Raw genomic sequence first — 26,061 nt, forward strand, 5'->3', positions numbered from 1 at the left:
AAGGCGGGATTAAGGAACGGATCGCTATGCCCAAACGGGTCATGATCGTCGAGGACAACGAGCTGAACATGAAGCTCTTCCGCGACCTGATCGAAGCATCGGGATACGATACCATCCAGACCCGCAATGGCATGGAGGCGCTCGACCTCGCCCGCAAGCATCGGCCGGACCTCATCCTCATGGACATCCAGCTCCCGGAAGTTTCGGGCCTCGAAGTCACCAAGTGGCTGAAGGAGGATGATGAGCTTCACATTATCCCCGTGATCGCCGTAACTGCCTTCGCGATGAAGGGGGACGAAGAACGCATTCGTCAGGGCGGCTGCGAAGCCTATGTCTCCAAGCCGATTTCGGTCCCGAAATTCATAGAGACGATCAAGACTTATCTGGGTGACGCGTGAAATCGGATCGGATGGCATGACCGCACGCCTGTTGGTAGTCGACGATGTTCCTGCAAATGTGAAGCTGCTCGAAGCGCGGCTGCTCGCCGAGTATTTCGATGTGCTGACGGCAGATGACGGGTACAAGGCGCTTGCGATCTGTGAAAGCACCCATGTCGATCTGATCCTGCTCGACATCATGATGCCCGGCATCGATGGTTTCGAAGTCTGCGAGCGGCTGAAGGCCAATCCGCGGACTGCCCATATTCCGGTCGTCATGGTCACCGCGCTCGACCAGCCTTCCGATAGGGTTCGGGGCTTAAAAGCCGGCGCCGACGATTTCCTGACCAAGCCGGTCAATGACCTGCAGCTCATTTCCCGCGTAAAAAGCCTGGTAAGATTGAAAGCCCTGACGGACGAGCTGCGTATCCGTGCCGACACCGCCCACAATATCGTGCTTGAAGATGTATTGAAGGGGGTAGACGGTCGTGAGGAGCCTGCCCAGGTCCTGCTGGTCGATGGACGTGCAAGCTCTCAGGAGCGGATCGTCAAGGCATTGAAGCCGATTGCCGAAGTCATCGCAATGTCCGACCCGCAGGCGGCGCTCTTCGAAGCCGCGGAAAATCCGGTCGACCTGGTCATCGTCAACGCCAATTTCGACGAATATGATCCCTTGCGTCTCTGCTCGCAGCTTCGTTCGCTGGAGCGTACCCGCTTCCTCCCGCTATTGCTGGTGACGGAGCTGGGGGCCGACGACCTGATCGTTCGGGCGCTGGATCTGGGCGTCAATGACTATATCGTACGACCGCTTGACCCGAACGAGCTGATCGCCCGCGTCCTGACGCAGATCAAGCGCAAGCGCTATAACGATCGCCTGAGGATGAGCGTCCGCCAGACGATCGAACTTGCTGTAACCGACGGGCTGACCGGCCTCAATAACCGCCGCTATCTCGACAACCACCTGAAGGTGTTGTTCAACCGCGCCGCGGCGCGGGGCCGGCCACTCTCCGTTTGCATCACCGACATCGATCGCTTCAAGTCCGTCAACGATACCTACGGGCATGATGCCGGAGACGAGGTGCTGAGAGAGTTTGCTGCGCGCATACGCTCCACTGTGAGGGGAGCCGATCTTGCCTGCCGATACGGCGGCGAGGAATTTGTGGTCGTGATGCCCGATACCGATGCCGTGGCCGCGACCGCTATCGCCGAGCGCCTGCGCGGCATCATCGAAAGCCAACCATTCTCTCTGAAGAGTGCGGGCGCTGCCCTCAACGTCACTGCGTCACTCGGAATCGCGTGCAACACGTACGGAGCCGAAACTCCGGAACAACTCTTGAAGCAGGCCGATCGGGCGCTCTACGAAGCCAAGAACGGCGGGCGCAACCGAGTAGTCGCCGCCGCAGCATAAGAGAATCATTTAATTCTAAAATACCTATTTGAACGCCTATGGATTTTCGATTTCGGCAATCACTGCTGTTCATCCCTCATTATTTGCCCCTCGCGCAGGGTTTTTGGGGATTAAAGTTTGCACAGAAAAAGACCTTGCTAGGAAGACCATAAATCTTCTGGTTGAACAGCTTCGAGAAGTCTTAAGCTGTATCGCCTACCCATTTCCCAAGTGGAATGAAACTAGCGGGCTGATGCAGCTTCACGTTTTTTGCGGGGCGCAGAAAAAACACTCTGACGCTAAAGCTTATTCTTGGAACGGCCGATAGTTTGTTGAAAATTACCTGAGTAGAAAAGGTTGATTTTCATCAATTGTTGATGGGTTTCTCCAAAAGTCAGATGACGTGGAGATGTTCCAGCGTGAATTTTAACCAACAAGGTATGTGGATTGAACATCGAGTTAAGAATCTGTTGATTTTCTTTTCGTTTTGAGCAATTTTGGCCGCAACCGAAACTATGGGTTCCCTAAAGGGATCGTCATACCCCATGATGTTCAGGTCCGCCGCATCTCCTGGGTCGTGGGGTCGGTCGACTGGCAGGCATACCAAAGCGGTTCCTCGTGCCGTGATTGCAAGCTGGTCGACCCCCATTTAAAAAGCGCCGCTTCCATGTCATGGGAGCGGCGCTTTTCTTTTATGCGAGTGCGTCGAGCAGCGAAGGCCGAACCTCGGCCAAAAGAAAAGGCGCCTGAAGCCTGACGGCCGGCGCCTTCTGACAACCTCGGATCAAGGTTTACTTGATCTTGGTTTCCTTGAATTCAACGTGCTTCTTGGCAACCGGATCGTACTTGGTCTTTGTCATCTTGTCCGTCATCGTGCGGCTGTTCTTCGTCGTGACGTAGAAGAAACCGGTGTCAGCCGTCGACAGCAGCTTGATCTTGATGGTCGTAGCTTTCGCCATGGTCGTTCTGCCTCTAAAAAAATGAAGCCGTGGACGCGGGTGAGCTCCACGGCAAAATCTGGCGCGAAATTACAAATCGCGCCCGAAAAGTCAACCTCGTTTTGATCGGAAAAGTAAGCGGCAGCCCGAAACCACCACATAGAAGCCGAAGAAACCGGCCAGTGCCCACGCAAAACCGTCATTGCCGCCGACGTCCATCGCGGCCCCGATGCTCTGCGGTCCTGCGACCGTACCCACTGCGTAGCAAAAGATAAAGGCCGCATTGGCGGCTGCAAGATCCGGGCCGCTCAGCCTTGCGCCCAAGTGCGCCAGGCCCACTGTATAGAGCCCGGACACACAGCCGCCCCAGAAAAACAGGACGACGGCCATCAGGATCCAGTTTTCGATCAGCATGGGGAGCGCCAGCGAGCCTGCAACTCCCAGCGCTGCCATAGCGGTCAGAAGCGGTCGGCGGTCGCGCATTTTATCGGAAATCAGGCCAAGGGGAATCTGAAAAGCCATGTTGCCGATTCCCATTACCGTGAGAAGGACCGCAGCCTGCTGCTCGCTCAATTGCTCGCGAAGCGCATAGATCGGGAAGAGTGAGAGGCCGCCTGCCGAAACTGCCCCGAAAGCGAAGACGGCTGCCGTCGCGGTGGGCACCAGAAAAATATAGTGGAAGAAATGCCGGTCGGGCTTGGTGTCGAGCACCGGGCTTTCGTGCCGGGCGATGAAGATCGGGATCACCGCGAGCATGATGATGCCGGCACCCACCAGGAAGGGCAGGATGCCATCGCTGCCGAGCGCCGAGAAAAGCAAGGGGCCACTCGCAAAGCCGATTGCCAGGACGGTTGCATAGATCCCCAGCACAAGCCCGCGTCGCCGCGGAGGTGCGGCCTCGTTGATCCAGAATTCCGATAGGATGAAGAGGGTGGTGGTCGCGCCATGAAACGTAAATCGAAGCGGGAACCACATCCAGAAGGCGTCGGCGTAATAAAAGCCGATAGCGCTCAATGCCGCCACCACGACGGCGAATATCATGGTCCTTGCAACGCCGTAGTCATGCGCGAGTTTGGTCGTGACGGGGGCGGCAAGCATTGAAGCGACGCCCGCCATGGCCGCGTTGAGCCCGATCAGCGTTGAGGGAATTCCGCGCTTCTCCAGGATAATGCTGAGGAGCGGCAGACCGAGCCCGATGGCAATCCCGACTGCGCTGATGGCGGCGATAGCGGCGATGAGCGACGGCCAATGGATCCGCTCGACATGGCCGTTGGCGTCGGTCGTCGGCTGGGGCATTCGATATTCCTTACAGTCGGCTGCGGACGAATCGTCCATGGCGCATGAAGTAGAAGGACACCGGATTTCCGAACGACAAAGAGGGATCGGCTGTCATGAGACTTTTCACGTCCTCCAAGACCGTCTTCGTAATGGCCGGGAGTTTCAGACCGGAAAGGTCGGCGATGTCAAGCCAGCGCACGTCCTGAAGTTCGCTGGAATCTCCCAAACTCGTCATGTCGAAGACAGTCTCGTCCGAAAAGGCAAGGAAGAAGCGCGTGTCGTAGCGACGTACATTGCCGGGAGGAGTGATCGCGCGTGCGACATAACGCAGACGTGAAAGGTCCGGTGCCATCCCGCTGGCTATTCCCGTCTCCTCACGAAGCTCCCTCAATGCGGCAAGCGCGAGCGCCCGCGCGCGATTTGGGGTCAAGCGGGACGATGTGCCGAGAAGGAGTTTTTCCAGAACAAGCGTATCGAGATCGGCGCTGAAGGGCAGGGCATGATCCCGTGCATCCCGCCGTCCGCCGGGAAAGACATAGACATCCGGCATGAAGACATGGCCGCTGCCGCGCCGGCCCACGAGGACGCGCGCACCGCCTGCGGAGCGATCGATCAGGATGAGCGACGCTGCATCTTTCGGCCGCACGCCGGCGACGGGCGCATGCTTCAGCGAGTCCATTGCCGACGGCATCTGTTCCTCGGCAGAGGAAATCATGCGATCGGTCCGCCGCGGCCGGGATCTGCTACCCCGCCGTCCTCACCGCCGAAGCCGTGCATCCTTAGCGCCCATTGCAGGCCGATGACACCGCCTTTGATCGGCTGAATGGTCAGCAGTGCGGCGAGCACGGCAAGCGGCACCCAGATCGCAAGGTGCACCCATGGGGAAACGAGCAAGACCATGTCGGTCAGCATATAACCTGTAAGCAGAACGTGCCCGACGACGACGATGACCAGGTAAGCCGGCAGGTCGTCGGCGCGGTGATGAGAAATGTCCTCGCCACAGGCAGCACAAGCATCCACCGGTTTCAGAAAGGCTCGAAAAAGACGGCCGGTCCCGCAGTTCGGACAGCGGTTCAGCATACCCCGTTTTATCGAGCGCCCGAGCGGCCTCCCGGCTTCCACGGCACTTCCGTACCGGACCGTCTGCTCGTCCTGTCTTTCCATTCCTATCTCCTCCGGCCGCTGCGTGGCGGCCGCGTACCGGGCTTTGCTCGGCCGCTGGATCGGTCGCGCCGTCCCGACTTGTGGAAGGAGCGGCTCGCCGTGGGCAGTTTTTTACCCTCGCTCAGCATTTCGAACTGCAGCGAACCGGCAAGCGGGATGGCTTGCACAAGCTTCACATCGACGGTATCGCCGAGCTGATAACCTACTCCCGTTTTCTCGCCGGACAGCGCCTGATGCGCCTCGTCGTAGATGAAGTAGTCGTTGCCGAGGGTAGATATAGGGATGAAACCGTCGGCACCATAGGCCGGAAGCGAGACAAATAGTCCCGCCTTCGTGACGCCGGAGACGCGGCCTTCGAATTCCTCGCCGACCCTTTCACTGAGATGATAGGCAATCAGCCGGTTGATCGTGTCACGCTCCGCCGCCATGGCGCGGCGCTCGAACGTTGAAATTTCCGCAGCAATATCGTCGAGCTGTGCCTCTTCGTCCGGCGTAATCCCGCCTTCGCCGAGCCCCAGGGAGCCGACCAGCGCACGATGCACGATCAGATCTGCATAACGGCGGATCGGTGAGGTGAAATGCGCGTATTTCATCAGGTTGAGGCCGAAATGGCCGATATTCTCGGGGCTGTAGATGGCCTGGCTCTGGGAGCGCAGCACCATCTCGTTGACCATGCTCTGATGCGGCGTATCGAGCGCGCGGGCGAGGATGCCGTTGAAGGAATTTGCCCGCATTTGCCCGCCTTTGGCCATCGAAATGCCGATCGTAGCCAGAAACTCCCTCAGCGCCTCCTGTTTGGAAAGAGCCGGCGTGTCGTGAACGCGATAGACGAGCGGCTGGCGCTTCTTCTCAAGGGTCTCGGCCGCAGCGACGTTAGCCTGGATCATCATCTCCTCGATGAGCTTGTGCGCGTCGAGGCGTTCGGGCACATGAACACGGTCGACCGTGCCGTCCGGCTTCAAGATGATCTTGCGTTCGGGCATGTCCAGTTCGAGCGGCTGACGGCGGTCCCGGCCGCGTTTCAGGATGCGATAGGCGTGCCATAGGGGCTTGAGAATCGGCTCCAGCAGTGGCCCGGTCTTATCGTCAGGCTTTCCGTCGATCGCCGCTTGCGCCTGCTGGTACGAGAGCTTGGCGGCGCTCTTCATCATAACACGATGGAACGTGTGGCCGGATTTTCGACCTTCCTTGGAGAAAACCATGCGCACGGCGAGTGCCGGCCGGTCCTCGCCTTCACGAAGAGAGCAGAGATCGTTCGAGATACGTTCAGGCAGCATCGGCACGACGCGATCCGGAAAATAAACGGAATTGCCGCGCTTCAGCGCTTCCCGGTCGAGCGGCGAACCGGTGCGGACATACCAGGAAACGTCGGCTATCGCGACCGTGACGATCACGCCGTCCGGGTTGTCAGGGGAGGGGTCCGGTTCGGCGTAGACGGCGTCGTCATGGTCCTTGGCGTCGGCCGGATCGATGGTGATGAGCGGAAGATCGCGCCAATCGTCCCGTCGGGACATGGTCGCGGGCTTGGCGGCTTCTGCCTCATTGAGAACCGCCTGAGGGAAAATATGCGGGATACCGTGAGAATAAATGGCGATCATCGAGATCGCCTTCTCCGACCCGACGGAGCCGACAACGGATAGCACGCGGGCGCGGGGAAGACCGAAACGGCCTGAACGGACGACTTCCGTCTCGACCAGGTCTCCGTCCTTGGCGTCGCCGATGTCGGTGCTCTCGATCACCATTTCCTCGCCCCGCCGGTCGGTCGGCAGCAGGCGCAGTTCACCATCGGCGAGCTTTTTGACGACGCCGAGCGAGGCACCGCGGCGCTTGTCGATAACCTTGATGATCCGGGCCGTGTAGGCGGGGCCGGAGCGGTCCTTGTTCGCGAAGATTTTTGCCAGCACCCTGTCGTTGAGGCCTGCGGCCGGCGTCTTGCCCTTGCCACGGTTTTCCGAAGGCTGGCGGATGAGAACAGCGGGTGCGGCGCCCTGTTCTTCCGGCCATTCGGCGGGACGGCCTATCAATTCGCCGTCCTTGTCGCGAGTGGTGATGTCGAGCACCGTCACCGGGGGCAATGCGCCGGGGCGTGTCAGCGACTTGCGGTTCTTGGTGAGAAGGCCTTCATCCTCCAGCGTCCGCAAAAGATCCTTCAGCTCGACTCGCGTTTCTCCCTTCAGGCCGAAGGCTTTGGCAATCTCCCGCTTCGAAGCCTTGTCGGGGTTTTCGGCGATGAATTCGAGCAGGACCTCCCGGGGCGGCACCGCGCCGTGAATGATCACGCGCTTCTCGCCGGCGGAAGAGGTAGTCGCGCCGACAGTTCTGTCCTGCCGTTTGCCGTGGTGTTTCGATCTGTCGCGCGGTTCTCTCACGTTCCCGTCTTCTTCGCCTTGGGCGCCGCCTTCTTGGCAGGCGCTTTTGCCTTTGCCTTCGGCGCAGCTTTCTTGGCGCCGGTGCCCGCCTTGGCGGCTGCCTTTTTCGGCGTGGCTTTGCCTGCAGGCGCCTTGCCGCCCTTTTCAACAATCAGCGCGAGCGCCTGTTCCAGGGTGACCCCTTGCGGGTCCATGCCCTTCGGCAGAGTGGCATTCACCTTGCCCCAGTTTACGTAAGGGCCGTAGCGGCCGTCACGCACCGTGATCGATCCTCCATCGGGATGGTCGCCGAGCTCCTTCAGAGCCGCAGGTGTTCCTCGGGTTCTCCCGCCGGGACCCTTGCTCTGCTTCTCCGCAAGCACCGTCACGGCCCGGTTAAGTCCGATTGTGAAGACGTCCTCGATAGATTCGAGATTGGCATAGGTGCCGTCATGCAGGACGAAGGGACCGTAACGGCCAAGGCCGGTCGAGATCATCTTGCCGCTTTCGGGATGCTTGCCCACATCGCGCGGCAAGCTAATCAGAGCGAGCGCTTTCTCGTGATCGATCTCCTCCGGCTTCCAGCCCTTCGGCAGCGACGAGCGTTTGGCATCCTTGCCCTCGCCACGCTGGATATAGGGACCGAACCGGCCGGAACGCAGCGTCAGCTGCTCGCCGGTATGCGGGTCGGCGCCCAGTGCCTTCGGTTCGTTCAGGCCGTTCGCTTCCGCCTCCGCGCCGCCTTCTGAGGAAAGCTGGCGCGTATAGTTGCATTCCGGGTAATTCGAGCAGCCGACGAAGGCGCCGTATTTGCCGAGTTTCAGCGATAGTTGGCCGGTGCCGCAGACCTGACAGGTGCGCGGGTCGCTGCCGTCCTCCCGTTTCGGGAAGACGAGCGGCGCCAAAGCCTCGTTCAGCGCGTCGAGCACGTTGGTGACACGCAGCTCCTTCGTGTCTTCGATCTGGGCGAAGAAATCCTGCCAGAATTCGCGCAGGACTTGTTTCCAGTCGAGTTCACCGGCGGAAATCTTGTCGAGCTTCTCTTCAAGGTCGGCGGTAAAGTCGTATTCCACGTATCTGGTGAAGAAGCTCTCGAGGAAGGCGGTTACCAGCCGGCCCTTCGCCTCGGGAACGAGCTTGCGTTTGTCGATCGTCACGTATTCACGGTCGCTCAACGTCTTCAGTGTCGCGGCATAGGTGGAGGGCCGGCCGATACCGAGCTCTTCCATCTTCTTGATCAGCGATGCTTCCGAATAGCGGGGCGGGGGCTCGGTGAAGTGCTGGCTGGCATTCACCTTGCTCTTGTCGAGCTTTTCGCGCGCATTGATTTCAGGAAGCCGGCCGTCGTCCTCATCATCGTCGCCTTTTTCGCCGTCCTCGCGTTGGTCCATATAGGCGCCAAGGAAGCCGTCGAAGCGAATGACGGAGCCCACTGCTCTGAGACCGGCCCGCTGGCCGTTGTTGTCTGCAAGGATCTCGACCGTGGTGCGCTCGATTTCGGCGGATGCCATCTGGCTTGCGATCCCGCGCTTCCAGATCAGTTCGTAAAGCCGGGCCTGGTCGGCATCGAGGTAGCGGCGCACCTTGTCCGGCGAGCGGTTGAAATCGGTGGGGCGAACGGCTTCGTGCGCTTCCTGTGCGTTCTTCGCCTTGGTGGAATAGAAGCGGGGCTTTTCCGGCAGGTAGCGGTTTCCGAATTGGTCGGCGATAGCGTGACGGGCCCCTTCAATGGCTTCGGGCGCCATCTGCACGCCGTCGGTACGCATATAGGTGATGAGACCGACGGTTTCGCCGCCTATATCCACGCCCTCATAGAGCTTCTGCGCGACCTGCATGGTACGCGAGGCATTGAAGCCGAGATTGGAGGACGCAGCCTGCTGCAGGGTTGAAGTGGTGAAGGGCGGGCCAGGATTGCGTTTGACGGGCTTTGCCTCGACCGTGTCAACGACATAGCTGGCGCCGTCGAGGAGCGTCTTCAGCCGATTGGCGTCCTCGCCGTTTTTGATGGAGCGGTTCTGCAGGCGTTTCCCGTCTGCGGAAACGAGGCGGGCCTCGAACTCGTCCCCGCGCGGGGTGCGCAGCAGGGCGGACAGGTTCCAATACTCTTCCGAGACGAAGCGTTCGATTTCCGATTCCCGGTCGCAGACGAGCCGCAGCGCGACGGATTGAACGCGGCCCGCCGAGCGTGCGCCCGGCAGCTTGCGCCAGAGAACCGGCGAAAGATTGAAGCCGACGAGATAATCTAGCGCACGGCGGGCGAGATAAGCATCGACCAGAGGCACGTCGATGTCACGCGGATTGGCCATGGCATCAAGCACGGCTTTCTTGGTGATAGCGTTGAAGACGACCCGCTTGACCGGCTTGTCGCCTATCACTCGCTTTTTCTTCAGAAGATCGAGCACATGCCAGGAGATAGCTTCACCCTCGCGATCAGGGTCGGTCGCCAGAAACAGCCCGTCCGAACCCTTCACCGCGTCGGCAATATCCTTCATGCGCTTCTGGGACGCACCATCGACCTCCCAGGACATTTCGAAATCCTGGTCGGGAAGCACGGACCCATCCTTCGCTGGAAGATCGCGCACGTGGCCGAAAGAGGCGAGAACCTTGTAGCCGGAACCGAGATACTTATTGATCGTCTTGGCTTTGGCTGGAGATTCTACAACAACAACATTCATCTTTTTTCTCTGAATAGAGGCTTCGCCCAGCAGCGGTCGCGGCCAGGCGGAAATCTTGACCTCCCGACATGGAGGGCGTTTGCCCCGCGGTCAAGAGGTGATCGACAAAATCGGGATACAACGGAATGCAACCCAAGGAAGATTTCCAATCGGTTGCAATCTTAAATAAATGCTATATGGTCGGTTGCACATGCTGCTATGCGTGGCATCCAACCCGCCGCGTTGCTCGACAGGAATGTAACATGGTCCCTCAAAATGAGATGAACGGTCGGCGTGAGGAGAATACCAGGGAGAATATTGCCTATATCCGGCAGATGCTTGGAGAATTGAGGCAGGTTGCTCTTGGGGAGGGGGCGGATATGCTCTGCTATCTGATCAAAATGGCCTATGTCGAGGCGGGGATGTTCAGGCCGGGCGCCGTCCCAGGTCATTCCTCCATCGCGAGCGAGACAAATCCCCAACGTGTCGGTGTAGACGGCCGGCCAGGTCGAGCTCAAGCAAGATCAGGTAAACGCAGGAGGCGGGCAGTCCGGTATGCCGGATGACGTCATCCACCTCCACCGGCGTCGGTCCGAGCGCGGAAACGATCCTTGCGCGGTCGTCGTCATCGGGCGGGAGCATGCTGCCGCTCGTCTTGTCCGGTTCTTCCACGACCGATCCGTCGAAAAGATCAAGCTCGGAAAGTGGCGCTAGGGCCTCGATGACGTCGGTCGAGGCGGTGGTTACGATAAGCGCCCTGTTTAAGCAGGCCGTTTGTGCCGTGACACCTGGGGTCGAGCGGCGAGCCGGGAACGGCAAAGACCAGTCGACCGAAATCGGTGGCAATCCGCGCGGTGATGAGCGAGCCCGAGCGTTCTGCTGCGTCCCCCACGACGACACGAAGCGAGATGCCGGCAATCAGTCGGTTGCGACGGGGGAAATCCCTTGCGCGGGGTTCCCAGCCGAAGGGCATTTCGCTCACTGCCAGGCCGGCGCGGTCGGTGATCTCGTCGACAAGCGGACTGTTTTCCGGCGGGTAAGGCTGGTCGAGCCCTCCGGCAAGCACCGCAATCGTTCCGCTCTCGAGGCTGGCGCGATGCGCTGCGGTGTCGATCCCCCGAGCGAGGCGGGACGTGACTGTATAGCCTGCGCGACCACAATCGCGGGCAATCATTGCCGCGAACTTGGCGCCAGCAATCGAGGCATTGCGTGATCCCACGACACCGACTGACGGGCGCGTTGCCGCCGGGAGGTGACCTTTGACGGCCAATAGCGGTGGGGCGCCATCGATCTGGCGAAGAGCTGGCCGGTAATCCGGTTCGCCGATGCCGATAAACCGTGCGCCGTGGCGACGGGTGGCGTCGAGCTCGCTTTCTGCTTCCGCGACCGTGGCGATGCGGATCGCTCTTGCCGCACCACCGCGTTTGGAAAGTTCCGGCAACATGGCGAGAGCGTTTTTTCTGCGGAACCGCAATGATTGATGAGGTCGCGAAAGGTCGCGGGGCCGACATTGTCGGAACGGATCAGCCTGAGCCAGGCGATTCTTCGTCTTTCCGTCAGCGCAATCCCAGTCCGCCTTGCGCTGCCATCCATATTATCCCTTTTGGCCGATCTTGCTTTCCGTACCGGCGATCAACCGCTTGATATTGGTTTCGTGCTTCCACCAGGAGATGACTGTCATGATCGCCATGATCAGTGCAATCTTCGGCTCATCTATGAACCACAGCACAACCGGGATGACAAGAGTTGCAACCAGAGCGGACAGCGAGGAATATTTGCTGAGCTTCGCGGTTGCAAGCCAGATCGCGGCGAAGACGAGAACCATCATCGGCGCCACGCCGAGCAGGGTGCCGATATAGGTGGCGACGCCCTTGCCGCCCTTGAAACCCAGCCAGACGGGGAAGAGGTGGCCCAAAAAGGCTGCAGATCCCGCCAGCAGCCCCGCTTCTTCACCGAAGAAATACCAACCGATCACGGCCGCGGCCGTGGCCTTCAGAGCATCGAGCAAAAGAGTTGCCGCCGCGAGCTTCTTGTTGCCGGTGCGCAGAACGTTTGTCGCGCCGATATTGCCGGAACCGATCGACCGGATATCGCCGAGGCCCGCCGCTCGGGTGAGGATGAGGCCGAAGGGAATGGAGCCTAGCAGGTAGCCGAAGATGAGCACTGCAATTGCGATAGGCAGCGTGATCTGCCAGTTGAATAGCTCACTCAAGCATCGTCCCCCATCAAAGCGAATGTACGCATTTGCCCGCCACGTAGGTCGCCATGGCGCGACCTGAGAAACGCGCGTCTTCAAAAGGCGTGTTCTTCGAACGGGACAAAAGCATATCCTTCGATACGATCCAAGGCTCGTCGAGATCGATGAGCGTGATATCAGCCTTGGCCCCCGGTTTCAGCGTGCCGGCGTCGAGGCCGAAAATCTGCGCCGGACGGGTAGACATGGCGTCGATCAGGCGCATCAACGGCACCCGGCCGTCGTGATGCAGCCGGAGGGCCGCGGCGAGCATCGTCTCAAGCCCGATCGCGCCGTCGGCGGCATCCGCAAAAGGAAGGCGCTTGGTGTCGACATCCTGCGGGTCGTGCGAGGACACGATGATGTCGATCGTGCCGTCGGCAATTGCCTCGGCCATCGCAACGCGATCGTCTTCGGAGCGCAGCGGCGGCGAAAGCTTGAAGAACGTCCGGTATTCGCCGATGTCGTTCTCGTTGAGCGACAAATGATTGATCGATACGCCGCAGGTGACCTTCGCGCCGCGCGAGCGAGCGACACGGACCGCCTCAGCCGATTCCGCCACGGAGATCTTGGCCGCATGATACTTCGCACCGGTCAGGCCGGCGATTCGTAAATCGCGCTCGAGCGGAATGATCTCCGCTTCCTTCGGCACGCCCGACAGACCGAGCCAACTCGCGAACAGCCCCTCGTTCATGACCCCGTTGCCGAGATATCGTTCCCGTAATTCGAGAGCTATGACCGCATCGAATTCCCGCGCATAGGTCATGGCGCGGCGAAGAAGCAGGCTGTCGGAAAGGCCATGGCGACCGTTGGTGAAGGCAACCGCACCGGACTGCTGCAACAGCCCGATCTCGGTCATCTCTTCGCCGGCAAGCCCTTTGGTCAGTGCTGCGGCCGGATGAACGTTGACCAGCGCCTTGTCGCGCGCCGTCTTCTGCACGAACTCGATCAGCGCGATATCGTCCAGCACTGGATCGGTGTCCGGCATCATGATGAAGGAGGTGACCCCTCCGGCGGCGGCCGCACGGCTCGCCGATTCGATCGTCTCGGTGTGCTCGGCGCCCGGCTCACCGACGTAGACGCGGGCGTCCACGAGGCCCGGCGTCGCGACGAGACCCAGGCAATCCTTGATCGTTGCGCCTTCCGGTGTGCCCTGGTTCTGAGCGTCCTTGCCGGCGGCGAGGATGCGGCCGTCGTCGCCGATTAGAATCGTGCCGGTCTCATCAAGATTACGTGAGGGGTCGATGATGCGGAGGTTCTTCAGAACAGTCGCGGTCATGCGCGCTCTCCCTGGTTATGCGAGACGAGCAAGGTCTCCATCACCGCCATGCGCACCGCGACCCCCATTTCCACCTGTTGCTCTATGACGCTCTGCGGTCCGTCCGCCACTTCGGAGGCAATCTCAACGCCGCGGTTCATCGGGCCGGGATGCATGACGAGTGCGTCCTCTTTGGCCGCCTTGAGTTTTTCCGCGTCGAGACCGTAGAAGCGGAAATATTCGCGCACGGAGGGTACGAACGCCCCGGCCATGCGCTCTCGCTGAAGCCTGAGCATCATTACCACATCGGCATCCTTCAGGCCTTCCTCCATCGAGTGGAAGACCTCCACGCCCATCTCCCGGATGCCGGAGGGCAAAAGCGTCGACGGCGCGACCACCCGAACCCGAGCGCCCATCGCGTTGAGCAGAAGGATGTTGGAGCGGGCGACGCGCGAGTGCAGCACGTCGCCACAGATCGCCACGATGATGCGCGACAGCTTTCCCTTGGCGCGGCGGATCGTCAACGCGTCGAGCAGGGCCTGGGTCGGGTGTTCGTGCTGACCATCGCCGGCATTGACGACCGAGCAGGCCACCTTCTGTGCAAGCAGTGCGGCCGCACCCGCCGAGGAATGGCGCAGCACCAGCACGTCGGGACGCATCGCATTGAGCGTCATCGCCGTGTCGATCAGGGTCTCGCCTTTTTTTACCGACGAATTGCCCACCGACATGTTCATCACATCGGCGCCAAGCCGTTTGCCGGCGAGTTCGAATGAGGATTGGGTGCGTGTAGAGGCCTCGAAGAAGAGGTTGATTTGCGTGAGGCCGCGTAAGGTCGACGTCTTCTTTTCCCGCTGGCGGGAAATCTTCACGGCCTCATCGGCCTTGTCGAGAAGAAAGGTGATGTCCTGTTCGGTAAGGCCCTTGATGCCAAGGAGATGGCGATGGGGGAAGAAGACCATAAGATCATGTCTCCGCTTGCGTTCGGCGGTCTATAAGGTCTGATGGTGAAGGTCGCAAGCGGCAGAAGAGTTATCTCACCACTTGTTCGGGCCGTGCCGGCAGATCTTCTCTGCCCCCGTCGCGGCCTTTTGTGCAGAACGACCGAAATCGTTAAAGGCTGCCGTTTCCAGACTCTGTAACTTCCGCTAGAACCGCCTCATGAACCAGATATCGCGCGCCGAAGAAAAATTTGTCGAACTGAACCAGCCGAAACCCTGGTCGGGGATCAATGCGTATCGATCCGATCCGTTGGTTGTCGACCTGACGAGTGGCCTGCATCGTACGGTTCGGGAGGAATACGACCAGCTGGGCCGTTACGTGACTTCGCCGGAGGCGCAGGAACTTGCGCGCATGGCGAACGAAAATCCGCCGAAGCTCAAGACCCATGGCCCGCGTGGCGAGCGGCTGGACACCGTGGAGTTTCACCCGGCTTGGCATGCGCTGATGCGCCGCTCGATGCAGGCGGGACTGCATTCCTCCGTCTGGGAAAACATACCGGAAGCCAAGGGCCATGAGCACAAGGCGCGCGCAACGCGCTTCTATCTGACGGCGCAGCTCGAATGCGGCCATCTTTGCCCGCTGACGATGACCAGCGCCTCGGTCGCGGCCCTGATGGCCTCTCCGCGCGTCCAGAAGGAATGGGCGCCGAAGATCCTGTCGCGCAAATACGATTCGACGAATCGCCCGGCGCTGCAGAAAACCGCCGTCACGCTTGGCATGGGCATGACGGAGAAACAGGGCGGTACGGATGTACGCGCCAATCGTTCGACCGCCGAGCGGGTGGGAGAGGGCATTTACCGGCTTTCCGGCCACAAGTGGTTCATGTCGGCACCGATGAGCGACGGCTTCGTCATGTTGGCCAAGACGAACGAGGGCATCGGCTGCTTCCTTGTTCCGCGTCTTCTGGAAGACGGATCGGCGAACGGCCTGCAGTTTCAGCGGCTCAAGGACAAGCTCGGCAACCGCTCGAACGCGTCGTCGGAAGTCGAATTCACCGATGCCTTCGGTTATCTGCTCGGCGATCCGGGCGCCGGTATCCGCACCATCCTCGACATGGTGACGCTGACGCGGCTCGATTGCGCCCTGGCATCCGCTGGTATTATGCGGGCTTCGCTGGCCGAGGCGGTGCACCATTGCCGGGGCCGCGGTGTCTTCGGCAAAAAGCTGATCGACCAGCCTTTGATGACGCGCGTATTGGCCGACATGGCCCTGGATGTCGCAGCGGCAACGGCACTCAGTTTCAGGCTGGCCGATGCCTTCGACCGCGCCGCCTCCGATCCGGCGGACGCTGCCTTTGCCCGTGTCATGACCCCTGTGGTCAAATACTGGAACTGCAAGCTGGCGCCCTCGCTCATCTACGAGGCGATGGAGTGCCTGGGCGGCAACGGTTATGTCGAAGAGAGGCCGATCGCCCGTCACTACCGCGAGGCTCCGGTCAACGCGATATGGGAAGGCTCCGGCAACGTAATGGCGCTCGACGTGCTGCGTGTGCTGTCGCGCGGCAAGGACCTGTTCAACACGGTGCTCGCCGGTTTCGAGCGCGATCTCGGTGCGTCCGGCAGAAAGACGGTGGAGGTGCTGCGCGCCGCCATGGCGCTCTGCGAAACCGATGAGGGGGCGGCGCGCCTCCTGGTCGAGCAGCTCGCTCTCGCAGCCGGTGCATCCGAACTCATGCGCCTCGGCGCGGGCAAGATCGCCGATGCGTTTCTTGAAACCCGATTGGCGGGCGGCTGGCGTTCGACCTACGGCATGCTTGATGCGAGATTCGATGCCCGCTACATCATCGATCTTCTTTATCCCGCGGCAAGCTGACTGGCAGCGATCATCACCAGCGGGATGGTGAAGAACGAGGCGACCGTCTGCACTGTTGCGGTCGCGGCATAGAGGTCCGCGTCGCCGCCCATCTTCTTGGCGAGCAGATATCCGTTCATGGCCGTCGGCACGCTTGCGCTCAAGGCGAGCAGCACGAGCGTTTCGCCGCCGACACGGCAAAGAATCGCCAAGCCGACCATGACTGCCGGAAACATCAAGAGCTTCAGCGCGGTGCCGAGCATCACCATGGCGCCTGGCTTGAGGGCATCGGCGATCCGCAGACCGGCGCCGACGGCGATCAGGCCAAGGCTTAGCGATGCCTGCGAGACGAGCCCGACCGTCACCATTAACGGCTGATAGATCGGGATGTTCAGAAGATTGACGACGATGCCGGCAACACTGCTGAAAATCAGCGGATTGGTCACGATACGAAGGGCAAATATCCGATATCCCTGCCATCGACCGGAAAACCAGAGCAGCACCGAGACGTTGATCAGGTTGATGGGCACGATGATCGCTGCCATGATGACGGCGATTATCGCAATCCCCTCAGTTCCAAAAATTTTCTGACCGATTGCAAGAGCGACAAACGCATTCCAGCGGGTCGAGCACTGGAAAAGCGAACTGAAGGCCGGCGCGCCAACGCCGGCTCGGCGAAGGACTGGCCAAAGAGCCAGAACCAGGCCCGCCATCAGTATCACTGCGCCGTTCGCTACCGCGCCGATCAGTCCTATATCGATTTTCGTGAAGTCTGCGGTCGCCAGCGTATAAAAAAGCAGGGCCGGAAACAGGACGTAGTAGCCCAGTTGCTCAAGCCCGTCCCAAAGCGTCGCATTGATGAAGGAACTTCGCTTCAAAGCCGCACCGAGTAGCACCAGAAGGAAGATCGGCAGGATACTTTCGAATATCAGGAGCATTTGCCAGTAACGGGATCGAGGAGGTGTTCCCCTCGTTAGTCCCTCGCAAGCCCTTGTGCAATCAGACAGTTGCTGAACGACATATCATAATGCGCCGCAATCTTGTGCATGGCTCTTCGGACGGCTTGCAGTGCCCGAGGCCCCGCTTTATCGCGATGACAAGCTCAATTGGTACAGGCGACAGATGCTCCAGATCCCCGAAGTCACGGCGCAGGCAAGTCCGGCTGCAAAAGTGCGCAATCGCGCCAGCACGGAACGCGCGATCTTTCTCGCTGCGCGTAATCTTCTGGCCGAACAGGGATTCCAGGGCTTCGGTATCAATGCCATCGCCCGCAAGGCCGGTTGCGACAAACAACTTATCTACCGCTACTACGGCGGCCTCGAAGGTTTGGTCGAGGCGATCGGCGCTGATCTCGGCACTTGGGTCAAGGAACGGATACCGGAAGACACCGGCGGCATGTTCCTGCTGACCTATGGCGACCTGATGGAGAAGCTTGCGATCTATTTCATGGAGGCGCTGCGCGACGATCCACTCGTCTGCAAGATCGTTGCCTGGGAGGTCTCGCAGGACACGCCGCAGGTTCGCCGCCTCTCGGAAGCCCGAACGAAGGCTCTCGGCAAATGGCTGGACCGGATGCGGGGATCGCTGACACCGCCCAAGGGTGTCGACGCCACGACCACCAACGCGATCCTGTTTGCCGCAATCCAGCATCTGGTGATTTCGGCCGCCGTGAGCGGGCAGTTCGCCGGGGTTGCGCTGCGCACCAACAAGGACTGGGACAAGGTCGTGGGCGCCATCTCCCGCCTGGTCCGCGCCATCTATGGCTGATCGACTTTTCCACAGTCCCGCCTCTTCGAATTAACCATGCGCCGCGGTTTCCGTTGCGGTAAATCTCTGGCCCTCTAAGTTTGACGTTAACGCATCATTAACCAAAGATGATCGGGACGCGGACGACATGGGAACTGCAGTAAGGGGTAAGGCATTGCTGGTCGCCCTGACCGCAATCTTCGCCATGCTGGCACTGAATATTGCCGTTCCGGCTGTGGTTTTGAGTGTCATGGCGCTAACGAGATGGCTCATGGCGCCGGAGATGTATCCGGTCGAGCCGAGGGGGAGGACCGCATGAAGTGGTTCCTGATTTTATGGGCCGGGCCCGTCTTGCTGCTGACCAGCTGGTACGGGCTCTCCTACTACGACATGAGCTTCGGCTTCTTCATGCTGACGCGTCAGACGCATGATCTGGTCTTTCAGATATACGGGCATGTCCTGGGCATACCGCCGGAGACCATTCCCCCGCTGGTGGCCCGTGCCATCGCGTTCGACAGTCTGATCGTTTTTGCGATCATCGGGTTCCGCAAGCGCCGGCAGATTGCTGCCTGGTGGCGTCAGCGTCAGGCGTCGCGGGAGGAGATTTCCCTGCCGAGCGAGGAAAGTCTGTCGAGAGCTCCCTGAAGAATGAAGCTTGCCGCAGCGGAATCGATCCGCTCGGCCCGCTTTGCCCGGGAAACATCCATTTCAAGAAGCGCCCGCTCGGCCGCGACCGTGGAAAGCCGTTCGTCCCAGAAGACAAAGGGAATGGGGGTCTTCTCGCCCATAGAACGCACGAAGGCTCGGGTTGCCTGGACGCGAGGCCCGGACGAACCGTCCATATTTACCGGCAGGCCGATGATGAAAGCCGCCACCTTTTCCTTTTCCGCGAAATTCAGCATCAGTTCCGCGTCCTTGGTGAATTTCACCCGCCTGATGACCGGACGAGGGGAGGCAAACCGCCGGCCGATGTCCGACATGGCAAGCCCGATCGTTTTCGTGCCGAGATCGATACCGGCGATTGCCTGCGCGGGCTCGAGGGCTTCGGCCAGTTCCTCGATCGTCATCACTGCCATTTGCTCTCCGTTCCCTGTGGTGAAGCGGCCGCTGGTTCCTCGCTCCGCCCCTTTCCTTTAGCTCCATATCGGCTATCTGTCGTTACCATGTTGACCCGTATAGCAGGAGTAATTTCATGAAGCTGACCTGGCTCGGCCATTCCGCCTTTCGCCTAGAAACCGCAAAGGCGAAGATACTGATCGACCCATTTTTCACAGGGAATCCCGCCTTTAGCGGGCAGGATGCAAAAGCCGCGGCAGAGGGAGTGACCCATATTCTGCTGACCCACGGCCATGGCGATCACGTCGGCGATACCGTCAGGATTGCTAAGGAAACCGGCGCAACGGTTCTTGCCAATGCCGACCTTGCCGCATGGCTCGGCAGCAAGGGCGTCGAAAAGCTTGAAATGGGCAATACCGGTGGAACGGTGGCCTTTGACGGCTTTACCGCGACCTTCACTCAGGCGCACCATTCCTCTGCGCAGATCACCGAGGACGGCGTTTCCCATAGCCTCGGCAATGCAAATGGACTGATGCTGCATTTTGACGACGAACCGTCCGTGCTGCATATGGGCGATACCGACATTTTTACCGATATGGGGCTGATCAACGAACTGCACCAGCCGGATATCGGCATCGTGCCGATCGGAGACCGGTTCACGATGGGCGGGGCCGTCGCCGCGCTTGCCTGCCAACGCTTCTTCGATTTCAAGCACGCCATTCCCTGCCACTACGGAAGCTTCCCCATCATCGACCAGACGCCGGAAAAATTCGTCAAAGGCATGGAAGGCACCCGCACCCGCGTGGAAACGCCGTCCGTGGGGGCCAGCCTGAGCTATTGAGGCTTGGTCGAGCGGGGAGTGGCCGCGCGTTGAGCTGGCGCGCGTTATCCTGTTGCGAAGGGCGGGCGTGGCCATTATAGCGGGGAGGATTTTTCTTGCCCGGAGTTATGCCATGTCCGTCGATCTCGCCACTGTGAAGCGCGTCGCGCGCCTTGCCCGCATTGCGGTCACCGAGGAAGATGCCAATCGCATGGTCGGCGAGCTGAACGGTATCCTCGGCTTTGTCGAGCAGCTCGGCGAAGTCGACGTCGCCGGTGTCGAGCCGATGACTTCCGTGACCCCGATGGAAATGCGCAAGCGCACCGACAATGTCACGGATGGCGACAAGGCGGACGACATCGTGGCCAATGCGCCGTCCACCGACTACAATTTCTTCCTGGTGCCGAAGGTCGTCGAGTGAGCGCGGACAGCGCCGCTTCTCTCCTTTTCACGTATTCGAACATTTTGAAGAGACCATGACCGAACTCACCAGCCTCACCATTGCCGAAGCCCGCGAAAAACTGAAGGCCAAGGAATTGACGTCCGTCGAGCTGACGCAGGCTTATCTCGATGCGATCGAAGCGGCTAACGGCGTGCTGAACGCCTATGTGGCCGTCACGCCGGAAAAGGCCCTGGATATGGCCAAGGCTTCGGATGAGCGCCGTGCTGCCGGCAAGGTCGGTGCTCTGGAGGGCATTCCGCTCGGCATCAAGGATCTTTTCGCCACCCGCGACGTCCATACTCAAGCCTGCTCGCATATCCTCGACGGTTTCAAACCGAAATATGAATCGACCGTCTCTCAGAACCTCTGGGACGATGGCGCCGTCATGCTGGGCAAGCTCAACATGGACGAGTTCGCCATGGGCTCCTCCAACGAGACGTCGCATTACGGTGCGGTGATCAACCCCTGGAAGGCCGAGGGCTCCAATCAGCAGCTGGTGCCGGGCGGTTCCTCCGGTGGTTCGGCCGCGGCCGTTGCGGCACATCTTTGCGCCGGCGCGACGGCGACCGATACCGGCGGCTCGATCCGCCAGCCCGCAGCCTTCACCGGCACCGTCGGCATCAAGCCCACCTATGGCCGCTGCTCCCGCTGGGGCATCGTCGCCTTCGCCTCTTCACTGGATCAGGCAGGCCCGATCGCCCGTGACGTGCGGGATGCCGCCATCATGTTGAAATCCATGGCAAGCGTCGATGCCAAGGACACGACCTCGGTCGATCTGCCAGTGCCGGATTACGAGGCCGCGCTCGGCCAGTCGCTGAAGGGTATGAAGATCGGCATTCCCAGGGAATACCGTGTCGACGGCATGCCGGACGAAATCGAAAAGCTCTGGCAGCAGGGCATCGCCTGGCTGAAAGATGCCGGCGCCGAGATTGTCGACATCACCCTGCCGCACACCAAATACGCACTTCCGGCCTATTACATCGTGGCGCCGGCGGAAGCCTCTTCGAACCTCGCTCGCTACGACGGCGTGCGCTACGGCCTGCGCGTCGACGGCAAGGACATCGTCGATATGTACGAAAAGACTCGCGCCGCCGGCTTCGGTACGGAAGTCAAGCGCCGCATCATGATCGGCACCTACGTTCTGTCCGCTGGCTACTACGATGCGTATTACCTGCAGGCGCAGAAGGTCCGCACCCTCATCAAGCGCGACTTCGAACTCGTCTTCGATGCCGGCGTCGATGCCATCTTGACGCCCGCTACCCCGTCCTCTGCCTTTGGCGTCGCCGACGAGGATCTGGCTTCCGATCCGGTGAAGATGTATCTGAACGACATCTTCACCGTGACCGTGAACATGGCCGGCCTGCCGGGCATTGCCGTTCCTGCCGGTCTGGACCACAAGGGCCTGCCGCTCGGTCTGCAGCTGATCGGCAAACCCTTTGAGGAAGAAACGCTGTTCCGCACTGCCCATGTCATCGAACAGGCCGCCGGTCGGTTCACGCCGGCAAAGTGGTGGTAAGCGGTCTTAAAATCCGGAAAATGATAATCGCCGATCACCACGTGGTCGGCGAAGTCGGTTTTGCGGCCTGGTCCGCCAGTGATGCGTTCGAGGAGAGCTATCTCGATCCCGAGGTGGTTGTCCGGGTAAAACATGAGTTCGCGATCTTTCCGTCAGAAGGTGGCGCCGAGATCCATGTCGCGGAGCTGGATGGAGAGATTGTCGGTTGGGGCGCGCGCGAAAACGCACCGAATTATGTGTCGGATCTTTGGGTTCGCCCGGATCGCCAGGGCCGCGGTGTCGGTCGGTCGCTGCTCCTTCATCTTTGCGACGTGATCGCAGCGGAAGGTCTGCGGACGGTCCGCCTCGATACCCATGCAAAGAATTTCGGCGCCATCCGTCTGTATGAGCATTGCGGCTTTGCTATTGTCTGGCGCGGTTTTGAACATTCCAAAGCCATGGGCGTCGAGCTGGAAAAGGTGCATCTGGAAAAGATGCTTGGCCGCCCTTAACGGAGGAGGAAACGGTCATGGAGAACTCAGATTTGGCAAAATTGGTCGCAGCCTTCGACCGTCTTGCGGCTGCCGGCTTCACAATGGGCGCGGATTGGCAGGCGGTCCATGAAATCTGCCAGGCTCACGAGGGCGAAAAGCCCTTCGACTGGGGCCACGCGCTTTGCCATCGCATCGAAGGCGATGATTGGAATGCGGACTACTGGTATCGCCGCGCCGGTAAAGCACGTGTGGGAACGGTCGCCGAGGAATGGTCGGCGATGAAGGCGGAGTTGCTCGCTTGATAGGCGGTGGGCCCAGATGCCGCCGTTATCTTCTCATCTATCCCAGCGGGAACGCTGACGGTCCTGGTCATAGTCGCGGCGGTCGTTGCTGTCCGAGGACGTGTCCCCCTGTAGCCGGTCAAGCACCTGCAGGAGGAGATCGGCGCAGTCTTTCGCCGGCTCTCCGTCTGGGCAGCGAAGATCGATGGTCGTACGGCCTGTCTCGATCCGGAAGCGCGCCCCTCTCTCACGGAGCGGCGGATGCATCCGCCATTCGCCTTTGACCGTATCCTGATCCTGTTCGGCCGGTGCTGCGGGCGGTGGCGCGTCGCGGGGAGGCGCATCCGCCTGGGGCGGGGAACTCGGTGGCGTCTCAGGGGTCTGTTGAGCATAGGGCACGCTCGCCGAAAAGGAGAGGGCGGCGGCTGTGGTGAGGGCAAGCAGTTTCATTTGGAGGCCTCCAGATCCAGATGCTCGATCAACACGACCGGCGTTGGTTTGTTCCGAGTCTTTCTGGGACGAGTTGCCGGTTCTTGGAGGGCGGTTGAGATGACGCCTTTTGTAGTGCAGGAATGGGTGGCGAACGAGAGCATGGTTAGGCCGCCGATGGCGGACCGGGACGCAGCTCGCAGTGGATATCCCGCGTCAATATCGACGCGGGATATCGGTTCCTGACTACCGGTTGTCCTGTTCGGCTCTCACCAGCACCAACCCCCTTTCGGTGATGCGGTAAGGCTTGCCAGCTTTGGATCGGATCGCCTTCTTCTGCTTGAGTTTGCGGAAAGTGATCAGATCGATGCGGGAGAAAACCCAGCCTTCGCGGGTAAAGAGCTGCAGCTTTTCGATCTTGCGGTTTTCGTCGCGGGTGATTTCGATCCTGCCGCCCTGGGCGAGCAGGTGGAGGATGCGCTGTTCGGCGCGGGAGATGTCCATTGGTCTTGATGTCCGGATAGGCGCTCGCTCGCGAGCGCACAAAAACGTTGCCGGCGCTTTGGTTGGCGTCGGGGCTCTCGTTTTTGTCTGGGCCGGTGCGGCTTACGTCGCTGACCGGCCCCTTAGAAGGTCTCCACGGAAGAGAACATCAAAACTCCATCGGTACGAATTCGCTGCTAGCACGTTTTCCCCAAGCGTCAAGCTGCATTATGCAGTCCGGCCGATGTTCTGCTGGCAAAAGGCAAGACTCAGTGTTCTACTGGCGCAACAACAGGGGGTGCCATGGCCAGCATTCGCAATGCGCGTGAAGATGAAGTGGATACCCTTGCGGAAGTGGGATTTCGCGCTTGGGAAAAGGCCATGATCTCGATCGGCGAGATGACCGATATGCGGGAAAGCGCCTTTTCCGCCTTCCAGAATTTCACCCATTCCTCGTGGCTCACGATTACGATCGTAGAGCAGGGCGGCAATGTCGCCGGTTGGGCTGCGCGCGAGAAGCTGGACGAGTTGATTTCCGATTTCTGGATCGATCCGGCATTTCAGGGCCAGGGGCTCGGTAAGCTGCTTCTGGAAGAGATTGAAGCACAGATCGTCCATCAGGGATTTGAGGTTGCGCGGGTCGAAACCCACGCCCGCAATACGGAGGCTGTCGGCTTCTTCGAAAAGCACGGCTATTCGGTCAACTGGCTGACTGTGGCCTATTCGCCCAAGATCGACCGGGATGTGCAATCGGTAGGGCTCTCCAAGCGTCTCGTGGTGGAAGCGCCGGATACCTATGGACCGAGCTTCTAAAGCTTGCGCCTCATCGCCATTTGCTCTACCTCCAGACAAAATAATCGAGACCATTTCACGAGCATCAGATGACCATTGTTGACGTCCGCACGCCTGACCCGAAACGCTTCATTCCCGGTGCAACCGGCGACTGGGAGGTTATCATCGGCATGGAGGTGCACGCCCAGGTTCTGTCCAATTCCAAGCTCTTTTCGGGCGCTTCCACCGAATTCGGCAAGCCTGCCAATTCCAACGTATCGCTGGTCGATGCCGCCATGCCCGGCATGCTGCCGGTGATCAACGAGGAATGCGTCAAGCAGGCGGTACGCACCGGCCTCGGCCTCAAGGCGCAGATCAACAAGCGCTCCGTTTTCGACCGCAAGAACTATTTCTATCCGGACCTGCCGCAGGGTTATCAGATCTCCCAGTACAAGGATCCGATTGTTGGCGAGGGCAAGATCGTCATCTCGCTCGGCCCGGACCGCCAGGGTCAATTCGAGGATATCGAGGTCGGCATCGAGCGCCTGCATCTGGAGCAGGACGCCGGCAAGTCGATGCATGACCAGCATCCGACCATGTCTTATGTGGACCTGAACCGTTCCGGCGTGGCGCTGATGGAAATTGTCTCCAAGCCCGACATGCGCTCGTCCGACGAAGCCAAGGCCTATATGACCAAGCTGCGTTCGATCGTGCGTTATCTCGGCACCTGCGACGGCAACATGGACGAGGGCTCGATGCGCGCCGACGTCAACGTTTCGGTCCGCCGTCCGGGCGCGGAATTCGGTACCCGTTGCGAGATCAAGAACGTCAACTCGATCCGCTTCATCGGCCAGGCGATCGAATACGAGGCACGTCGCCAGATTGCCATCCTCGAGGACGGTGGATCGATCGACCAGGAAACCCGTCTCTTCGATCCGGGCAAGGGCGAAACCCGCTCGATGCGCTCCAAGGAGGACGCACACGACTATCGTTATTTCCCCGATCCTGACCTGCTGCCGCTCGAATTCGACGACGCTTTCATTGCCGAATTGAAAGAGCATCTTCCCGAACTGCCGGACGATAAAAAGGCACGCTTCGTACGCGACCTCGGCTTGTCGATCTATGATGCCTCGGTTCTCGTTTCGGAAAAGGCGATCGCCGATTATTTCGAAGCCGTCGCCGAAGGCCGCGACGGCAAGATCGCTGCGAACTGGGTCATCAACGACCTGCTTGGCGCCTTGAACAAAGCCGGCAAAGACATTGATCAGACTCCGGTTTCGCCCGCTCAGCTCGGCGCGATCATCGATCTCATCAAGTCCGAAACTATCTCCGGCAAGATCGCCAAGGATCTCTTCGAGATCATCTGGAACGAGGGCGGGGATCCGGCCGAGATTGTCGAAGCCCGCGGCATGAAGCAGGTGACCGACACCGGCGCGATCGAAAAAGCTGTCGACGAGATCATTGCCGCCAACCCGGATCAGGTTGCCAAGGTGCAGGCAAAGCCGACGCTCGCTGGCTGGTTCGTGGGTCAGGTCATGAAGGCGACCGGCGGCAAGGCCAACCCGCAGGCTGTCCAAGCCCTCGTAAAAGCCAAACTGGGCATAGAAGAATAGACCC

General features: G+C 60.1%; 26 protein-coding genes and 2 pseudogenes. 14 read left to right on the plus strand and 14 right to left on the minus strand.

The window, feature by feature from the left end:
• Positions 1-26 precede the first annotated feature (26 nt).
• Together EDE05_RS04545 and EDE05_RS04550 are read left to right on the plus strand one after the other, a co-directional pair.
• On the plus strand, positions 27-398 hold the full coding sequence (locus EDE05_RS04545) for a response regulator (protein WP_085423079.1): 372 nt from the start codon (positions 27-29) through the stop codon (positions 396-398).
• Between the two features lie 16 nt (positions 399-414).
• A complete protein-coding gene (locus EDE05_RS04550; RefSeq protein WP_105372059.1) occupies positions 415-1,785 on the plus strand; it encodes a PleD family two-component system response regulator in 1,371 nt (456 codons plus the stop codon).
• Between the two features lie 770 nt (positions 1,786-2,555).
• Here the strand turns inward: EDE05_RS04550 and rpmG are convergent.
• From rpmG to topA, 6 genes are all read right to left on the minus strand, one after another.
• On the minus strand, positions 2,556-2,723 hold the full coding sequence (gene rpmG / locus EDE05_RS04560) for a 50S ribosomal protein L33 (protein WP_003547442.1): 168 nt from the start codon (positions 2,721-2,723) through the stop codon (positions 2,556-2,558).
• Positions 2,724-2,813: 90 nt separating this feature from the next.
• Positions 2,814-3,998 (minus strand): MFS transporter, encoded by a 1,185-nt coding sequence (locus tag EDE05_RS04565; RefSeq protein WP_112802223.1) that lies wholly within the window; start codon positions 3,996-3,998, stop codon positions 2,814-2,816.
• 10 nt (positions 3,999-4,008) lie between these two features.
• Positions 4,009-4,659: an NUDIX domain-containing protein gene (locus EDE05_RS04570; protein WP_245519870.1), complete on the minus strand. Its 651-nt coding sequence runs from the start codon at positions 4,657-4,659 to the stop codon at positions 4,009-4,011.
• A 32-nt stretch (positions 4,660-4,691) separates the two neighbouring features.
• The gene (locus tag EDE05_RS04575; RefSeq protein WP_112802227.1) at positions 4,692-5,144 is read right to left on the minus strand and encodes a DUF983 domain-containing protein; all 453 of its coding nucleotides are present in this window, start codon (positions 5,142-5,144) and stop codon (positions 4,692-4,694) included.
• A gap of 2 nt (positions 5,145-5,146) precedes the next feature.
• A complete protein-coding gene (gene rnr, locus EDE05_RS04580) occupies positions 5,147-7,423 on the minus strand; it encodes a ribonuclease R (protein WP_245505102.1) in 2,277 nt (758 codons plus the stop codon).
• An 86-nt stretch (positions 7,424-7,509) separates the two neighbouring features.
• Positions 7,510-10,167: a type I DNA topoisomerase gene (topA, locus tag EDE05_RS04585; RefSeq protein WP_132409695.1), complete on the minus strand. Its 2,658-nt coding sequence runs from the start codon at positions 10,165-10,167 to the stop codon at positions 7,510-7,512.
• Between the two features lie 242 nt (positions 10,168-10,409).
• On the opposite strand from topA, the pseudogene EDE05_RS27485 reads away from it, so the two are divergent.
• Positions 10,410-10,678, plus strand: a pseudogene (locus tag EDE05_RS27485) (hypothetical protein).
• On the opposite strand, the pseudogene dprA reads toward EDE05_RS27485, so the two are convergent.
• The 4 genes and pseudogenes from dprA to EDE05_RS04605 all read right to left on the minus strand — a co-directional run bounded on the left by dprA (position 10,573) and on the right by EDE05_RS04605 (position 14,596).
• Positions 10,573-11,739: pseudogene (gene dprA / locus EDE05_RS04590) on the minus strand (DNA-processing protein DprA). The pseudogenes EDE05_RS27485 and dprA sit on opposite strands and share 106 nt — an antisense overlap.
• A 1-nt stretch (position 11,740) precedes the next feature.
• Entirely contained in the window at positions 11,741-12,358 is a 618-nt protein-coding gene (plsY, locus tag EDE05_RS04595) for a glycerol-3-phosphate 1-O-acyltransferase PlsY (RefSeq protein WP_112802233.1), read from the minus strand.
• A gap of 13 nt (positions 12,359-12,371) precedes the next feature.
• Complete coding sequence (locus EDE05_RS04600) at positions 12,372-13,658, minus strand: dihydroorotase (RefSeq protein WP_134100407.1); 1,287 nt, start codon at positions 13,656-13,658, stop codon at positions 12,372-12,374.
• A complete protein-coding gene (locus tag EDE05_RS04605) occupies positions 13,655-14,596 on the minus strand; it encodes an aspartate carbamoyltransferase catalytic subunit (RefSeq protein ID WP_105371887.1) in 942 nt (313 codons plus the stop codon). Before EDE05_RS04605 ends, EDE05_RS04600 begins: the two co-directional genes overlap by 4 nt.
• A gap of 199 nt (positions 14,597-14,795) precedes the next feature.
• Here EDE05_RS04605 and EDE05_RS04610 point away from each other — a divergent pair, with 199 nt between their 5' ends.
• Positions 14,796-16,448: an acyl-CoA dehydrogenase family protein gene (locus EDE05_RS04610; RefSeq protein WP_134100410.1), complete on the plus strand. Its 1,653-nt coding sequence runs from the start codon at positions 14,796-14,798 to the stop codon at positions 16,446-16,448.
• Here the strand turns inward: EDE05_RS04610 and EDE05_RS04615 are convergent.
• The gene (locus EDE05_RS04615) at positions 16,430-17,365 is read right to left on the minus strand and encodes an AEC family transporter (RefSeq protein WP_134100412.1); all 936 of its coding nucleotides are present in this window, start codon (positions 17,363-17,365) and stop codon (positions 16,430-16,432) included. The two genes, EDE05_RS04610 and EDE05_RS04615, sit on opposite strands and share 19 nt — an antisense overlap.
• Positions 17,366-17,549: 184 nt before the next feature.
• Here EDE05_RS04615 and EDE05_RS04620 point away from each other — a divergent pair, with 184 nt between their 5' ends.
• From EDE05_RS04620 to EDE05_RS04625, 3 genes are all read left to right on the plus strand, one after another.
• Positions 17,550-18,194 (plus strand): TetR/AcrR family transcriptional regulator, encoded by a 645-nt coding sequence (locus tag EDE05_RS04620; RefSeq protein WP_134100415.1) that lies wholly within the window; start codon positions 17,550-17,552, stop codon positions 18,192-18,194.
• A gap of 127 nt (positions 18,195-18,321) precedes the next feature.
• Positions 18,322-18,492 carry a hypothetical protein gene (locus EDE05_RS26715; RefSeq protein ID WP_166675433.1) on the plus strand — a complete coding sequence of 57 codons (171 nt, stop codon included), beginning with the start codon at positions 18,322-18,324 and terminating at the stop codon, positions 18,490-18,492.
• Positions 18,489-18,818, plus strand: a complete 330-nt coding sequence (locus EDE05_RS04625) for a DUF6105 family protein (protein WP_134100418.1) — start codon at positions 18,489-18,491, stop codon at positions 18,816-18,818. Before EDE05_RS26715 ends, EDE05_RS04625 begins: the two co-directional genes overlap by 4 nt.
• Here EDE05_RS04625 and ruvX read toward each other — a convergent pair.
• Entirely contained in the window at positions 18,758-19,249 is a 492-nt protein-coding gene (ruvX, locus tag EDE05_RS04630; protein ID WP_134100421.1) for a Holliday junction resolvase RuvX, read from the minus strand. The genes EDE05_RS04625 and ruvX overlap by 61 nt on opposite strands.
• Before the next feature lie 116 nt (positions 19,250-19,365).
• Between ruvX and EDE05_RS04635 the strand changes: the two genes are divergently transcribed.
• The 5 genes from EDE05_RS04635 to EDE05_RS04655 all read left to right on the plus strand — a co-directional run bounded on the left by EDE05_RS04635 (position 19,366) and on the right by EDE05_RS04655 (position 22,782).
• Positions 19,366-20,070, plus strand: coding sequence for a metal-dependent hydrolase (locus tag EDE05_RS04635; RefSeq protein WP_112803707.1), 705 nt, complete (start codon positions 19,366-19,368; stop codon positions 20,068-20,070).
• 112 nt (positions 20,071-20,182) lie between these two features.
• Positions 20,183-20,470 carry an Asp-tRNA(Asn)/Glu-tRNA(Gln) amidotransferase subunit GatC gene (gene gatC, locus EDE05_RS04640; protein WP_112800507.1) on the plus strand — a complete coding sequence of 96 codons (288 nt, stop codon included), beginning with the start codon at positions 20,183-20,185 and terminating at the stop codon, positions 20,468-20,470.
• 55 nt (positions 20,471-20,525) lie between these two features.
• Positions 20,526-22,007 (plus strand): Asp-tRNA(Asn)/Glu-tRNA(Gln) amidotransferase subunit GatA, encoded by a 1,482-nt coding sequence (gene gatA, locus EDE05_RS04645; protein ID WP_134100423.1) that lies wholly within the window; start codon positions 20,526-20,528, stop codon positions 22,005-22,007.
• A 20-nt stretch (positions 22,008-22,027) separates the two neighbouring features.
• Complete coding sequence (locus EDE05_RS04650; RefSeq protein WP_134100425.1) at positions 22,028-22,498, plus strand: GNAT family N-acetyltransferase; 471 nt, start codon at positions 22,028-22,030, stop codon at positions 22,496-22,498.
• A 17-nt stretch (positions 22,499-22,515) separates the two neighbouring features.
• Entirely contained in the window at positions 22,516-22,782 is a 267-nt protein-coding gene (locus EDE05_RS04655) for a hypothetical protein (RefSeq protein WP_112800500.1), read from the plus strand.
• Positions 22,783-22,815: 33 nt separating this feature from the next.
• Here the strand turns inward: EDE05_RS04655 and EDE05_RS04660 are convergent, their stop codons facing one another.
• On the minus strand, positions 22,816-23,211 hold the full coding sequence (locus EDE05_RS04660) for a hypothetical protein (protein ID WP_207914823.1): 396 nt from the start codon (positions 23,209-23,211) through the stop codon (positions 22,816-22,818).
• A gap of 225 nt (positions 23,212-23,436) precedes the next feature.
• Positions 23,437-23,694: a YjhX family toxin gene (locus EDE05_RS04665; RefSeq protein WP_105371876.1), complete on the minus strand. Its 258-nt coding sequence runs from the start codon at positions 23,692-23,694 to the stop codon at positions 23,437-23,439.
• A 282-nt stretch (positions 23,695-23,976) separates the two neighbouring features.
• On the opposite strand from EDE05_RS04665, the gene EDE05_RS04670 reads away from it, so the two are divergent.
• Both EDE05_RS04670 and gatB read left to right on the plus strand, forming a co-directional pair.
• Complete coding sequence (locus EDE05_RS04670) at positions 23,977-24,486, plus strand: GNAT family N-acetyltransferase (protein ID WP_105371875.1); 510 nt, start codon at positions 23,977-23,979, stop codon at positions 24,484-24,486.
• A 68-nt stretch (positions 24,487-24,554) separates the two neighbouring features.
• Positions 24,555-26,057, plus strand: a complete 1,503-nt coding sequence (gene gatB, locus EDE05_RS04675) for an Asp-tRNA(Asn)/Glu-tRNA(Gln) amidotransferase subunit GatB (protein WP_132409691.1) — start codon at positions 24,555-24,557, stop codon at positions 26,055-26,057.
• The last annotated feature ends 4 nt before the right edge of the window (positions 26,058-26,061 follow it).

The sequence above is a fragment of the Neorhizobium sp. R1-B genome, from assembly GCF_004368875.1.
Lineage (GTDB): Bacteria > Pseudomonadota > Alphaproteobacteria > Rhizobiales > Rhizobiaceae > Neorhizobium > Neorhizobium huautlense.

Excerpts from the sequence above, each read along its gene's own strand:
- EDE05_RS04545 (WP_085423079.1), top strand. The coding sequence starts at position 27 with ATGCCCAAACGGGTCATGATCGTCGAGGACAACGAGCTGAACATGAAG.
- EDE05_RS04550 (WP_105372059.1), top strand. The coding sequence starts at position 415 with ATGACCGCACGCCTGTTGGTAGTCGACGATGTTCCTGCAAATGTGAAG.
- rpmG (WP_003547442.1), bottom strand. The coding sequence starts at position 2,723 with ATGGCGAAAGCTACGACCATCAAGATCAAGCTGCTGTCGACGGCTGAC.
- EDE05_RS04565 (WP_112802223.1), bottom strand. The coding sequence starts at position 3,998 with ATGCCCCAGCCGACGACCGACGCCAACGGCCATGTCGAGCGGATCCAT.
- EDE05_RS04570 (WP_245519870.1), bottom strand. The coding sequence starts at position 4,659 with ATGGACTCGCTGAAGCATGCGCCCGTCGCCGGCGTGCGGCCGAAAGAT.
- EDE05_RS04575 (WP_112802227.1), bottom strand. The coding sequence starts at position 5,144 with ATGGAAAGACAGGACGAGCAGACGGTCCGGTACGGAAGTGCCGTGGAA.
- topA (WP_132409695.1), bottom strand. The coding sequence starts at position 10,167 with ATGAATGTTGTTGTTGTAGAATCTCCAGCCAAAGCCAAGACGATCAAT.
- EDE05_RS04600 (WP_134100407.1), bottom strand. The coding sequence starts at position 13,658 with ATGACCGCGACTGTTCTGAAGAACCTCCGCATCATCGACCCCTCACGT.
- EDE05_RS04605 (WP_105371887.1), bottom strand. The coding sequence starts at position 14,596 with ATGGTCTTCTTCCCCCATCGCCATCTCCTTGGCATCAAGGGCCTTACC.
- EDE05_RS04610 (WP_134100410.1), top strand. The coding sequence starts at position 14,796 with ATGAACCAGATATCGCGCGCCGAAGAAAAATTTGTCGAACTGAACCAG.
- EDE05_RS04615 (WP_134100412.1), bottom strand. The coding sequence starts at position 17,365 with ATGCTCCTGATATTCGAAAGTATCCTGCCGATCTTCCTTCTGGTGCTA.
- EDE05_RS04620 (WP_134100415.1), top strand. The coding sequence starts at position 17,550 with ATGCTCCAGATCCCCGAAGTCACGGCGCAGGCAAGTCCGGCTGCAAAA.
- EDE05_RS26715 (WP_166675433.1), top strand. The coding sequence starts at position 18,322 with ATGGGAACTGCAGTAAGGGGTAAGGCATTGCTGGTCGCCCTGACCGCA.
- EDE05_RS04625 (WP_134100418.1), top strand. The coding sequence starts at position 18,489 with ATGAAGTGGTTCCTGATTTTATGGGCCGGGCCCGTCTTGCTGCTGACC.
- ruvX (WP_134100421.1), bottom strand. The coding sequence starts at position 19,249 with ATGGCAGTGATGACGATCGAGGAACTGGCCGAAGCCCTCGAGCCCGCG.
- EDE05_RS04635 (WP_112803707.1), top strand. The coding sequence starts at position 19,366 with ATGAAGCTGACCTGGCTCGGCCATTCCGCCTTTCGCCTAGAAACCGCA.
- gatC (WP_112800507.1), top strand. The coding sequence starts at position 20,183 with ATGTCCGTCGATCTCGCCACTGTGAAGCGCGTCGCGCGCCTTGCCCGC.
- gatA (WP_134100423.1), top strand. The coding sequence starts at position 20,526 with ATGACCGAACTCACCAGCCTCACCATTGCCGAAGCCCGCGAAAAACTG.
- EDE05_RS04650 (WP_134100425.1), top strand. The coding sequence starts at position 22,028 with ATGATAATCGCCGATCACCACGTGGTCGGCGAAGTCGGTTTTGCGGCC.
- EDE05_RS04655 (WP_112800500.1), top strand. The coding sequence starts at position 22,516 with ATGGAGAACTCAGATTTGGCAAAATTGGTCGCAGCCTTCGACCGTCTT.
- EDE05_RS04660 (WP_207914823.1), bottom strand. The coding sequence starts at position 23,211 with ATGAAACTGCTTGCCCTCACCACAGCCGCCGCCCTCTCCTTTTCGGCG.
- EDE05_RS04665 (WP_105371876.1), bottom strand. The coding sequence starts at position 23,694 with ATGGACATCTCCCGCGCCGAACAGCGCATCCTCCACCTGCTCGCCCAG.
- EDE05_RS04670 (WP_105371875.1), top strand. The coding sequence starts at position 23,977 with ATGGCCAGCATTCGCAATGCGCGTGAAGATGAAGTGGATACCCTTGCG.
- gatB (WP_132409691.1), top strand. The coding sequence starts at position 24,555 with ATGACCATTGTTGACGTCCGCACGCCTGACCCGAAACGCTTCATTCCC.